This window comes from bacterium (genome assembly GCA_026398675.1).
Classification (GTDB): domain Bacteria; phylum RBG-13-66-14; class RBG-13-66-14; order RBG-13-66-14; family RBG-13-66-14; genus RBG-13-66-14.
Genome location: JAPLSK010000154.1, coordinates 1 through 11,807, shown reverse-complemented (window position 1 = coordinate 11,807; position 11,807 = coordinate 1). Strand labels below are relative to the sequence as shown.

The 11,807-nt window shown below is 65.0% G+C and carries 11 protein-coding genes and 1 tRNA gene; 6 read left to right on the top strand and 6 right to left on the bottom strand.

Annotated features, from left to right (window positions below; all coding sequences use genetic code 11):
- Window positions 1–351, bottom strand: a 351-nt coding sequence (locus tag NTW26_04335; GenBank protein MCX7021499.1) for a hypothetical protein, incomplete at its 3' end; no start/stop codon positions are given.
- 191 nt (window positions 352–542) lie between these two features.
- Entirely contained in the window at window positions 543–2,756 is a 2,214-nt protein-coding gene (locus NTW26_04330; GenBank protein MCX7021498.1) for a carbohydrate binding family 9 domain-containing protein, read from the bottom strand.
- A gap of 335 nt (window positions 2,757–3,091) precedes the next feature.
- Here NTW26_04330 and NTW26_04325 point away from each other — a divergent pair.
- A tRNA-Leu gene (locus tag NTW26_04325) sits at window positions 3,092–3,178 on the top strand.
- A 447-nt stretch (window positions 3,179–3,625) separates the two neighbouring features.
- On the opposite strand, the gene NTW26_04320 is transcribed toward NTW26_04325, so the two are convergent.
- From NTW26_04320 to NTW26_04310, 3 genes are all read right to left on the bottom strand, one after another.
- Window positions 3,626–3,814, bottom strand: a complete 189-nt coding sequence (locus NTW26_04320; GenBank protein MCX7021497.1) for a hypothetical protein — start codon at window positions 3,812–3,814, stop codon at window positions 3,626–3,628.
- 77 nt (window positions 3,815–3,891) lie between these two features.
- Window positions 3,892–4,293, bottom strand: a complete 402-nt coding sequence (locus NTW26_04315; GenBank protein ID MCX7021496.1) for a metalloregulator ArsR/SmtB family transcription factor — start codon at window positions 4,291–4,293, stop codon at window positions 3,892–3,894.
- Between the two features lie 59 nt (window positions 4,294–4,352).
- The gene (locus NTW26_04310) at window positions 4,353–6,311 is read right to left on the bottom strand and encodes a S9 family peptidase (protein ID MCX7021495.1); all 1,959 of its coding nucleotides are present in this window, start codon (window positions 6,309–6,311) and stop codon (window positions 4,353–4,355) included.
- Between the two features lie 298 nt (window positions 6,312–6,609).
- On the opposite strand from NTW26_04310, the gene NTW26_04305 reads away from it, so the two are divergent.
- The 3 genes from NTW26_04305 (at window position 6,610) to NTW26_04295 (ending at window position 9,728) form a co-directional block, all read left to right on the top strand.
- Window positions 6,610–8,067 (top strand): MATE family efflux transporter, encoded by a 1,458-nt coding sequence (locus NTW26_04305; protein MCX7021494.1) that lies wholly within the window; start codon window positions 6,610–6,612, stop codon window positions 8,065–8,067.
- 3 nt (window positions 8,068–8,070) lie between these two features.
- The gene (locus NTW26_04300) at window positions 8,071–8,256 is read left to right on the top strand and encodes a hypothetical protein (GenBank protein ID MCX7021493.1); all 186 of its coding nucleotides are present in this window, start codon (window positions 8,071–8,073) and stop codon (window positions 8,254–8,256) included.
- Window positions 8,257–8,372: 116 nt separating this feature from the next.
- A complete protein-coding gene (locus NTW26_04295; protein ID MCX7021492.1) occupies window positions 8,373–9,728 on the top strand; it encodes a hypothetical protein in 1,356 nt (451 codons plus the stop codon).
- A gap of 75 nt (window positions 9,729–9,803) precedes the next feature.
- Here NTW26_04295 and NTW26_04290 read toward each other — a convergent pair whose 3' ends face one another.
- A complete protein-coding gene (locus NTW26_04290; protein MCX7021491.1) occupies window positions 9,804–10,445 on the bottom strand; it encodes a DUF2007 domain-containing protein in 642 nt (213 codons plus the stop codon).
- Window positions 10,446–10,534: 89 nt separating this feature from the next.
- Between NTW26_04290 and NTW26_04285 the strand changes: the two genes are divergently transcribed.
- Both NTW26_04285 and NTW26_04280 read left to right on the top strand, forming a co-directional pair.
- Window positions 10,535–10,885 carry a septum formation initiator family protein gene (locus NTW26_04285; protein MCX7021490.1) on the top strand — a complete coding sequence of 117 codons (351 nt, stop codon included), beginning with the start codon at window positions 10,535–10,537 and terminating at the stop codon, window positions 10,883–10,885.
- 157 nt (window positions 10,886–11,042) lie between these two features.
- Window positions 11,043–11,807 (top strand): proline--tRNA ligase (locus tag NTW26_04280; protein ID MCX7021489.1); only part of this gene is annotated, 765 nt, incomplete at its 3' end.

The following is an 11,807-nucleotide window of genomic DNA, read 5'->3' as shown; positions in this document are numbered from 1 at the left end:
CTGGTCGCCCTCGTCGTAGACCGTGTACCCTTCATTAATCACGGCCTCGGTCTCATCGTCGGTGAAGAACATGTCCTGGTAGGTATCGTCGGGGTTATTCTCCGAGTGGATGCGTATCCGCTGCTGGGAATAGCAGAGCTGGTAGCCCGGATCGTCAACTATGGTCCAGTCCTCGTTGAGATTGTGGTCCTCGGTTTCCACGAAGTAGATCCAGTAGTTGTCCTTGTCGTTGGGGAAGAAGGCCTGGGTGTCCACGCCGTCGCCGTCTCCGTCACCGTCGCCCGGGACGCTGGTACAGCCGCCGAGAACCAGGGCCAGGCCCGCCATCAACACCAGAAGAAACTGCCGCATCTTTCCTCCTTCGCTTGTGGCTGAGTGCAAGGGGTTTTGCCAGAGGCATAGCTCGCTTCGCTCGGTTAAACCCCTTGTCTTCGCTTTGGTTATAACCACATCCGCGCTCAAAACGGCAATTAAAAGATTATAGCACGTTCCGGGTGCTTTTGCATCACGCGCCCCGAACCTTGACACCCGCGAGCCGCGCGTCAGAACTGCAGGTAATACTCGGCCTTGAGAAAGACCCCCTGATTGACCATCCGGAAGTCTCCCCCGGTATCGTCGCGCCACTGCTCGTAGGCCAGGTAGATGTTCGAGTCGGGCAGGTATTCCCAACCCACCAGCCCGCGGAAGGCGTACAGGTCGTTCTGGGTCGAGCCCTGGGCGAAGAGCCGCAGGTACAGCTCCCGGGTGAAGAGGTAGTTCAGCGACCCCAGCCAGATTACGATGTCGTAGTCCTCGACCGGCTGCCCCCAGTAGTCGGCGGCGTTTTTCGGGAAAGTCCAGTCGTAGTACTCGACGCTGCCGGACAGTTGGAGGGCGGAGAGCGGACGGAACGTGCCCTCCAGGCTGCCCGATAAGAGGTCGCCCACGGCGCCGGTGGTGTAATCGGCCAGGCTGCCGTAGGAGGCGGAGGCGTTGCCGGTGAACATCCCGGACCACGGCGTGTTGACCCAGTAATAGCCGTAGTAGTACTCCACGGGTTTGACTGGGTCCAGGAGCCAGTCGTGGCCGTAACCCCCGCCCACACCCATGAGCCAGCCGCTCTGGAGCATGCTGGAGAGCTCGAGCTCGAACTCGTCCAACGCCGGCCCCCAGTCCCAGTCGCGGTTGACATCGGCGTCGCCCGAGATCCAGAAGCTCCGGAGCGCCGCCTCGGAGCCGAAGTTGAAACGGAACCGCAGATTGTAGTCGAAGTGGCGCAGCGCCAGCCCACTGATCCACATGTAGCCGGTCTCGTCCAGGTTGAAGCCTTCCGTGAACTGGTCGTAGTCCAGGCTGGAGTACACCACGTCGCCGGTGTAATTCACTTCGAGGCCGACGGCGTGCTGGTCCTCGATCGTCCCCCCGGGGTTGCGGCTGTCGTAGTCCGCCACCCCCATGCCCAGCACGTTCCACTCCCCGTTCTCGCCGAAGTAGAGGTCGAAGTCCGCCGCGTAGGCCGCGTAGTCGTAAGCCGGCAGTACCGTCCCGTCGAGCAGCTCCACGCCGCGGGCCAGGCGGGACGTCCCGGCCAGCCCGACGTAGCCGCCCGGTGTGACGTCGTAGGTGAACCGGGCCACCCCCCAGTCGCTCTCCGGCTCGGCGGCCAGGTCGGTGACCGCCTCGTCGGTGTGGGCGTAGAAGGCGCCGTAGCCCAGACGGTCCGCCTTCCCGGTCAGCCGCCCGCCGCCGACGATGTCCGAGTCCTCGAAGAGGCCGTTGGAGCCGTACAGCCGCTTGCCGATCCGCCTGGAGTAGAACATCTCGAAGTACGGGGTGGCGAAGAAGTTGGAGTTTTCCAGGAAGAAGGGCCGCGTCTCGGAGAGGTACACCTGGTCCCGGCCGACCACGTACTGGTCGGGGTCCAGGTCTATCTCGGCGAAGTCGGGGAAGGCCGTGGCCGCCAGGTTCAGGTTGCGGCTCAAGTCGAAGTCCAGCACGAGACCGGTCAATGGTTTGAGCTGGTCTCGGTCGTCGCCGGCGAGCTCCGGGTAGTTCCGGTAGTCGCCCTTGACGTAGGGGACGAGCTCCAGGCCCAGGCTCTGGCCCACCCCCTCGATGCCCGTCAGCCGGGCGCCGTACTCCGTGTAGAACATATTGGCGGAGTAGGGCACTTCGGCCAGGTAGGTCTCCTCGTGTTTTCGGCGGACGACGCGGCCGGCGTTGAAAATCCAGTCGTTCCCCGCCGACGCGTCGAACTGGAAGTTGGCGAAGGGCACGGCGAACTCGGCGCTCCATCCGTCGGCCGTCCGCGCCGTGGCCACGTCCCAGTGCCCGTCCCACTGCCCCGAGGCCCACTGGGCGCGGTTGGTGTAGAGCTGGTCCAGCTTCACGCCCGCGGGGTTGGTGCTGAAGTAGTACAGAAGCCGCCCGTCGCCAGTGGGCGAGAAGTAGACGTCAACGTTGTCGTCGGAGGTAATGCCTGAGTCGCGCCGCGCCAGGTGGCTCTGCAAACCACCGGGGTCGGAGTCGCGGCAGTCGAAGGCGATGTAGAGGGTCACCCCGTCGTAAACAAAGGCCACCCGGGTCATCTCCGTGGATGGCGCGCCGGGGTCGGGGTCGCGCTGGACGAAACCCTCGTGCCACTGGGCCGCGGTCCAACAGGGGTCGTCTAAAAACCCGTCGAGCTTCGGCCCCTCTTCCACCCGCACCGCCGCGATTTCGGGGACGGCCGAGGCGGCGGCGGCCAGGAGCGTTGCAATGATGGCTAATGGTCTCATCGTTCGACTCCGGAAGAGAGGTCTTCGAGGACCGTCAATGGTACCACGTCGGACGGTTCTGGGTCGTCGCCGGTTGACAGCCCGGGGGGTCGGTTATATATTCTTCCCGCCCTCAGTTCGTGGGGCCCGGTCAAGCGGAACGCTTTCAAAGTCGTCGTCCGTCTAAGGGGCAGGGTTCGCGGGTATAAAGCACCGAACACATCCAGCTATCCCCGCGGTACATGATCGAACGGAACGCTTTCAAAGTCGTCGTCCGTCTAACGGGTAGGGTTCGTGGGTATAAAGCACCGAGCACATCCAGCTATCCCCGCGGTACATGATCGAACGGAACGTTCGCCGGAGTGGTGAAACTGGTAGACGTAGGGGACTCAAAATCCCCCGGACTTCGGTCCGTGCCGGTTCGAGCCCGGCCTCCGGCACCACCAGCTTGAAGCTGGACACTGACCCGCGGGTGGCATCGGTTGACATTCGAGAGGGTATCGCCGCGAGCGGTGCCATTTTTCATTCCCGGCCTCCGGCACCACCAGCTTGAAGCTGGACACTGCCCCGCGACGAGAGTTTGTCGGCCTTCGAGAGGGTATTGCCGCGCGCGGTACTCTTTTCATTACCCAACCTGCTGCCAGCTTGAAGCTGGACCCAGTCCCGCGGGTGGCATCGGTTGACATTCGAGAGGGTATCGCCGCGCGCGGTGCCTTTGCGTTTTCGTCGGAACCGTTGCCGGGGCTCGTAGCGGGGCGCGATGTCTCCGTGCCCGGCGGGGAGATCGGCGGTCCTCCCTCACCCTGTTGGACACGGAAGACCCACCCCGGTTTCAGCCGAGGGTGTAAAAAAGGCCGTCCACGGGGGACGGCCTTCTTTCCACCGGGCGACTACTTGCCGAGCCTCTCGATCTCCTCCTTGAGCCCCTCCAGCTCGCCCTCCAGCTCTTCCTTGTACCGCAAGAGCATCTCGAGCCTCTCCTTTTTCGAGTGGAAGCGGCGGGAAATCATCGGGCCGCAGCATTCCTTGCCGCCGCCAAAAGCGTTTTGGTGGTGGTGCCTCGGGGTTTCGCAGCACATTTTTGCTCCTTTGGTATCTGTTGTGGTCAGGAAGTTAAGCTATTAAGCGCATTCTTAAATACATGTCGAAAAAAATTTCAATCCTCCCGTAGCAGATCCTCGATCCTCTCCTTGATGAGCCGCAGCTTCCTCTCCAGCCCCTCCTTGTAAGAGAGGAGCGCCTCCAGGTCGTTCTCCGGCGGGTCGGGCAAATTGGGGTGGTGCATCCCGCAGGCCTGGCTTATTTCACAACAGCACTCGTGCAGGGTTTCCTCGTTGAGGCTGTAAGGGATGTGGAAGCCGTGGCGCTCGGCCAGGACCAGCCCCGCCTGCCGCAGGGCCTTGAGATGCTGGGAGGCCGCCGCGGGGGTGATGCCCAGAATCTCCGCGATTTTGTTGGCCCCGGCGGGCCCGTGGTGGCGGAGGATGCGGATGATGGCCAGCCTGCGCCGGGCGCCGAGGATGCGGAAGACCTCGCTGGGATTCGGTTCGGGCGGCATCTCTCCCCTGTATTTAAGCAACTGCTTAAATAATAGCCGGGTCTTGCCTTTTTGTCAAATTATTCTTCGAAGCGACCGCCCAGGTTGTCGGCGAGGAAGCGCTCGACGCGACGGTAGGCGTCCAGGCGGTTCTCCGGCCGGGCCAGACCGTGACCCTCGTCGGGGTAGACGACGTACTCGAATGAAATCCCGGCCGCCTCCAGGGCCGCCGAAATCTGCTCTCCCTCGGTGAGCTTCACCCGCGGGTCGTGGGCGCCGTAAATCAAAAACATCGGTATCTTTATCCGGTCCACGAAGTTGATCGGGCTGCGGCTTTCGAGGAACTCCGGCTCGGTTTTCGGGTTGCCCACGCGCCGGAAGAAGTTCTCCTGGCCCACGCGCCAGTAAGGCGGCACCGTCTCGATGAACGTCACCAGGTTCGCCGGACCGAGGCCCGACACGGCGCAGGCGTAGAGGTCCGGGGTGAAGGTCGCCCCCGCGAGTGCCGCGTAGCCGCCATAGCTCCAGCCGTAGACGGCGACCATTTCCGGGTCGGCGAGCCCAAGCCCCACGGCCCACTCCACCGCGTCGGTGAGGTCGTCCTGCATTTTGCCGCCCCACTCCTTGTCGCCCAGGTGCAGGAACGCCTTGCCGAAGCCGGAACTCCCGCGGTAGTTCACCTGCAGCACGGCGTAGCCGCGGTTGGCCAGCCACTGGACCTCGCCCTGGAAGCCCCACATGTCCCGGGCCCAGGGGCCGCCGTGCACGTCGAGGACCAGTGGCAGGTCCCGGGGCAGAACCCCGGGCGGCAGGGTCAGGTACCCGTGGATGTCCACCCCGTCACGGGCCGCGTAGGTGATGGGGATCATCGGGGCCAGGGTGTAGTCGTTGATATCGGACCGGATGTCGAACATCTTCTCGAGGCTTCGCCCGTCGCGGTGGTAGACGTAGGCCGCCGAGGAGCGGTCGTCGAAATACGCCGTCACGAGCCACGTCCGGTCGTCGCGGGAGCGGTCGGAGAAGTAGTAATCGGCGTCGAAGGCGGCGTTGAGAAACTCGATGTCCCCCCGGACGTCCTCCGACAGCGGCTCCCATTCCAGCCTGTCGCGGTAGAAGGCCACTGCCTCCAGCTCGTGGGTCACGGGGTCGAAGAGGAAGCTCGAATCGCCGTGGCCGTAGTGGATGTCGTAGTCGGGGTCCTCGGCGAGGACCTTCGTCCCGCCCGTGGCGAGGTCCAGCTCCACGAGGCGCAGCGTGTTCGAGCCCCGGGAATCGGCCAGGTAGAGCCCGCGGTTGTCCGGGGTGATGCTGATGGAGAATGAATCCGTGTCCCCGTATTCCCAGGTGAAGATGCGCTCCCATTCGGAATCCGCGGTCCGACGGACGTAGAAGTCCTCGCCGCCTTCGGGGGTGGGCTTGGAATACGCCCGGGGCTGCAGGTTCCAATCGAGGTCGTAGTACAGCACGTCGCCGGGATTTTCCTGCAGCAGGGTGGTTTCCCCGGTGACCACGTTCAGGGTGTAGTAGTCGAAGACCTCGGGGTTGCGCCGGTTCATGGAGAGGACCACCTCGTCGGGGCGGTCGTAGGTGATGTGGGAAATCTGGCAGCGCACGCCCTCGAAGGGGGTGAGGTCCGTCACCTCCCCGGTGGCGACGCTCACCCGGTAGACGTGGTAGTTCTCGTCGCCGTCGAAGTCCTGGAGGTAGAGGACGTACTCGCCGTTCTTGGCCCAGTAATGGCTGGAAATCCCCTGCCCCGCGTCCCGGGTGAGGGGGCGGTCGTCGTCGGCGCCCACGGTTTTCAACCAGACGTTCAGCACCCCCTCAGAGGGGGCGATGTAGGTCATCTGTGTCCCGTCGGGCGAGAGCCTGGGCGAGAACTTTTCCGGGTTGCCGAAGAGGACTTCGCGGGGAATCAGGCGGGGCAGGCCTGCGGCGGCGGTGAGCGCGAGAATCAAGAGGAGTGTGAGGACAACGGTTCGCCCGGAGCGTAGCTCGGTTCGCCGGGGGCGTAGTTCGCTAAAGCTCGTTCGCCTCATGGCTTTTCCTTTCAGGGGAACAAGGGGTTTCGCCGGTAGGGGCGGGGCTCCGTCCCCGCCCGCGGGCGACCGCGGAGGGTCGCCCCTACGGTTCGCTCGGTTTCCCGTGGGGCCCATTTAAAACCCCTTGTCTCTTTTATGCAGCCGATAGTATACACGAAAGGGCGACCACAAGACGGGGGCCGACCCGGCATGTTACCATGGTGCGTCTTCGCCCCGAGGGGGACTCCTGGCCAAGCTCGACCTCGACAACCGCAGCATTTACCGCAACATCTGGCAGCTGGCCTGGCCGGCGACGATGGCCAGCATCCTGATGAACTTCGCCAACATCGTGGACCGGATGTTCATCGGGGTGCTGGGGCGCGACCCGGTGACCGCCGTGGGCTTCTCCGGGAGCCTCATCTGGCTCGGCTTCGCCCTGGTGGAGCTGGTGACGGCGGGGGTGGTGGCCATCGTGGCGCGCCACTGGGGGGCGGGCGAGCAAGACGAGGCCGGCGCCTCCGGTCACCGCGGCCTATGGATCGGATGCGGCATCGCCATCATCCTCGTGGTGGTGATGGAGTTCCTGGCTCCCGCCCTGATGCGGCTTTACGACCCCACGCCGGAGCAGTACACCGTCGGGGTGGGTTACCTGCGCTTCTTCGCCCCGGGGTTCGGCGCCCTGGTCTGCGCCTTCACCATCCACTCGATCTTCGTCGGTTCCGGGGACACGCGCACCGGGATGTACGCCTTCGTCGCGGTGAACGTCCTCAACGTCTTTTTGAACTGGCTCCTGATCTTCGGCCACTGGGGCTTCCCCAAGATGGGCGTGAACGGCGCGGCTCTGGCCTCCAGCATCTCCTCCTTCGTCGGGTTGGGCGTCATCCTCTTCGCGTACCGTTTCCACTGGTCCAACCTTTCGCTCGTGGGCTTCTTCCGGCACCCGCCGGCCTGGCGCGAGCAGAAGCGCTTCTTCAAGATCGGCCTGCCCGCCATGGGCCAGTCCGTCACCCGGCCGCTCACCGGCGTTATCATGATCGCCTTGGCGTCGAGCCTCAAGACGTACCTCCCCGACGGGCGGGTGGTGAATCTGGTGGCCACCGCCTTCACCATCGGGATGTCCACGCTCATCTTCGGGCAGTTCTTGTCCGACGGGCTGATGGCGGCGCCGGCTCCGCTGGTCGGCCAGTTCCTCGGTCGCGGAGTGCCGCTGCGGGCCAGGGAGGCGGCCCAGAAGACCGCTGTCTTCGGCTTGATGATCGGCTGTTTCCTGGCCACGCTTTACATCGTCTTCGGTCGTGAGCTGGCGCGGGTTTTTCTCCAGAGCGACTCGACGCCGGTGCCGGTGGCCGCGGCGGCGCAACGGCTGGCCGCATTCGTCAAGGCGAACGGCCCCGGCCTCCCCTGGCGGGTGATCGGGCTCCTCAAGGCCGGCGTCTTCAAGGTGGTCCGGCCCGTCCTGGACTCGCTGGCCAACCGGCACGTGCTGGACATGGCCTACCACTATTTGATCTTCATCGGTCTGGGCGGCATCTTCGGTTCCCTGGCCGGGACCTTCGGCGGGGGGTTCCGGGGGGCCGGGGACACCGCCCCGCCCATGTGGGCCGCGATTCTGGCAAACTGGGCGGTCAAGGTGCCCCTCGCCCTGCTCATGATTCACGTCTTCCACTTCCACGACTACGCCGTCTGGTCGGCGGTGATGCTGAGCCAGATCTTTGAGGGTATCTTCGTGGCGCTCTGGTTCCGCCGGGGTCGCTGGATGACCAAGAAGGTGTAGGAGATGGCGTCGGTGGACCTGAAGGATTCCGGTTGCCTGGGCGGGCTCATCGTGGCCGTGCTCTGGGTCGGCCTTCTTATTGCGGGCATCGTCTCCGAGGAGGAATGGCTCCTGACGGCGGTCTCCCTTTCCATCACGACTATCTTCCTGGGATTCGCCATCGGTCACCTGCTCGCCGGCAAGCGGTGATCCTCGGGGCGGATATTTTTGCATCGGGGGGGAGAGCGGGTGCCCTTTCGCGGGCGGCGGGGCGGTCCGGACCGCCCCTTGTCATCGCCCTCGGGTGGGCTATAATTGGGGAACCGATGTCGGCGAACCGAGCGAACCGAGCTATGTACCCGGCAAAACTGATTCCAGCGGCCATTCTCATCTTCGCCGTCGCCGTCGGCAATGCCGCCGGCGCCCAGGAGGTCGCGGCGGGGACCTCTCCCGGTGGAGGGGGGTCTCCGATCGTGGCGGGGCTGGATTCCGCCGAGAGTCTGCTCGATGAAGGCCGTTACGCCGAGGCGGCCGGCGCCTTCGAGGGGCTCCTCGGCCGCTACTCCGGTCTGGAACAGGATTTGGTGCGCATCCGGCTGGCGGTGGCCAAGCACCTTTCCGGGCTGCACAAGCAGGCCTTCGAGATTTTAAAGGACGTCACCCTGCGGTACGCGTCGGAGCCCGCCGCGGTGGCCGGGGCCGTCTACCGGGCGGTGGAGGATATGATCATCGTCCGGCGGGCTCTGGAGCACTTCGAGCCGCCGGAGACGCCCGAGCCCTCCACCGATCCCGACGCCCCGCCCCCGGAGCACCCCCGCGATTCCTTCCACTTCGACAGTCTGCGCGATGTGCCCGATCTGCGCCGCAGCGTGCGCCCCGGCGACATCGCCAGCCTCGACGTGGAGCGGCTGCCCGAGGAGGAGTTCCGGGTTCTCTCGGAGACGGAGCTGGCCCGGCTGACACCCGAGGATCGGGAGGCGTACCAGCAGGGTTACGAGCGCTGGAAGAAGGAGCAGGAACGGGCCGCCCGCCAGTCCGAACAGGCGGAGGAGTACAACTCCAGCGCCGTCTTCGACCTCTACTACGCCACCTATTACCTGGCGCTCTTGCGTGAGCTCGACCCGGCCCGGGCCGCGGAGCTCCAGCGCCGCATCGTGAGCGAGGTTATCGAGGCCGATCTCGAGGTGGTGGCCTGGTTCGTGAATTACTCCGCCGTCTGTGCCGACGCGGACCAGGCGGTGGCCGACGCCGAGGGGAGCGCCCCGTACTGGGGCAAGCGCCTTTTGATCCGGGAGTGCGCCCGCATTTTGGGCGAGCGATTCAACCTCTACCTCTTCAGCCGTTTCTGCGGCACAGGCATAGATTACTACTCGGTGATCAACTACTGCACCGGCAAGGTGCGCATGAGCCGGGCCCGGACGGTGCAGATAGTCCCCTACGAAGGCAACGGCTTCGCCAACCCCGCCTACCGCGCCTACGCGGCCATGAACGGCAGCCTGGTGTGCAGCCTGGGGAACCTGCTCCGCGCCAACGGTTGCTACGCCGAGAACTGGCGCATCCCGTACCTGAAGGATTTCGGCTCTCCCGAAGAGGGGGAGGGGAGCTTCTCCGCCGGCGCGAGCGAGTTCACCACCGGCCTCGAGGGGCTCGACGGCAAGAGTCCGGGGGAGGAAGGGCTGTAGGCGGGTGCGGTTCTTCCCCGAAAAAAACCCGTCCCTGGGGGGACGGGGTCGTTTTTATTACCGGGTTCGGTTCCCTCACTCCTCCGTCCGGGCGGCGAGGAACTCCCCGATGAGCCGCCTGGCCCGGTCGGCGTCCCCGCCGAAGACGTGGAGGTCGGCCCAGAAACCGGCCCCCGTGGCCAACAGGCCGTCCAGGGACGTCACCTCCTGGCTTTTGACCAGGCAGGGGATGGACTCGTCCTCCAGAAGACTGACGAGCATGTTGCACTGGATCTCGTCGGCGCACTTGTACACGGACTCGGTATTCTGTCCCGCCGGCAGCGGCTCGGAGGCATCGCCCTCGCCGAGGGCGTCCGCGAGGTCCCACTCGTCCACGAACCGCCCGCCGCGGTACGGCAGGTGGGTCAACTCCTGGTTGTCGGTGAGGACGAAGGGCGCCCCGGCGGCCGCGGCGGCCCCGGCCAGCATCGCCGAGAGCCGGTCCGGGAAGTCGTCGGGATTCACCCGGGCCGGGCGGACCTCCCCGGTCCGGCTCCGGTAGTACGCCAGGGCGTCGGGCTCGTTCAGCTTCTCCAGGTGCTCGGCGAGGGCCGCGCTGCGGATGAAGGCGAGCTTTAACCCGGACAGCCGACGGGCGATCCGCCCCAGGGGGTCTTCCTCGATTTTCAACTGGCGTCCGATGAACTCGGGGTCCACCGCGACGAAGACGGTTTCCATGCCGCCTCCCGTGACTAGTACACACCCCAGTTTACCACAGCTCGGGCCCCCGGCGCCGGATTGTGTTAAAATGGGGGTTGACGCTCGCCATGGCTGACAGACTGGAAAAAACCCACCGCCGCGCCGACGGCCGACCCTGGATACGGCGGCGTTGGTGGCTTTTAGCCATCATCGCCACTGGGCTATTGGCCTATCTCCTCTTGGGTTCCCAGGCCAGCCTCTTCCATCTGGGGGAGCTCGAGGGGGAGAAGGAGCAGCTTCACCAGCGGTACAACGAGGCCCTGGAGACGGCGGGGCACTACCGGGAGCTTCTGGATCGGCTCGGGGCGGACGACGCGTTCCTGGAGAAAATCGTGCGGGAGCGCCTGGGACTGGCCGCGAAGGGCGAGCGGGTGTACGTCATAATAGACAAGACGGGCGAAGGCGAGGGTGAAAAATGAGGGCGGGTTTTTACACCCATGACCGGGACAGTACGGCGGACGCCGGCATTTTTTTCCGTGCCGCGTCCCGCTCACCGGAGACGTAGCCCCGTTCCGTCATCCGTCCGATACGGGTGACCGAGCCTCCCCTCCCGGCGGCATCCCGAGAGGTCAATTGATGTCCAAGGACAAGCAAAAAGTTACCATCGAGGCCATCAGCGACATCCACGAGGATTTCTCGGCCTGGTATACCGACGTGGTCCGCCAGGCCAAGCTGGCCGACTACACCACCCTCAAGGGCTGCATGGTCATCCGCCCCTACGGGTACGCCATGTGGGAAAACATGCAGGCCTACCTGGACGCCCGGATCAAGGCCACGGGCCACGTCAACGCCTACTTCCCCCTGTTCATCCCGGAGAGCCTCCTGGCGAAGGAGGCCGAGCACGTGGAAGGCTTCGCCCCCGAGGTGGCCTGGGTGACCCACGGCGGCGACAAGGAGCTCGAGGAGCGGGTCGCCGTCCGCCCCACCTCCGAGGCCATCATCTGTTCCATCTACTCCAAGTGGATTCAGAGCTACCGCGACCTGCCGCTGTTGATAAACCAGTGGGCCAACGTGGTGCGCTGGGAAAAGGTGACGCGCCTCTTCTTGCGGACCACCGAGTTCCTCTGGCAGGAGGGGCACACCTGCCATCGCACCGAGACCGAGGCGATCAACGAGGCGTTGAAGATGCTGGAGGTCTACGAGCGGTTCTACACCGAGGACCTGGCGGTGCCGGTGCTGAAGGGGCTCAAGTCGCAGTCGGAGAAGTTCGCCGGGGCGCGGGACACCTTCTGCGTCGAGGCGCTGATGCAGGACGGCCGCGCCCTGCAGGTCGGGACGACCCACGACCTGGGCCAGCACTTCGCGAAGGTCTTCGACATCACCTTCCTGGACGAGGACGAG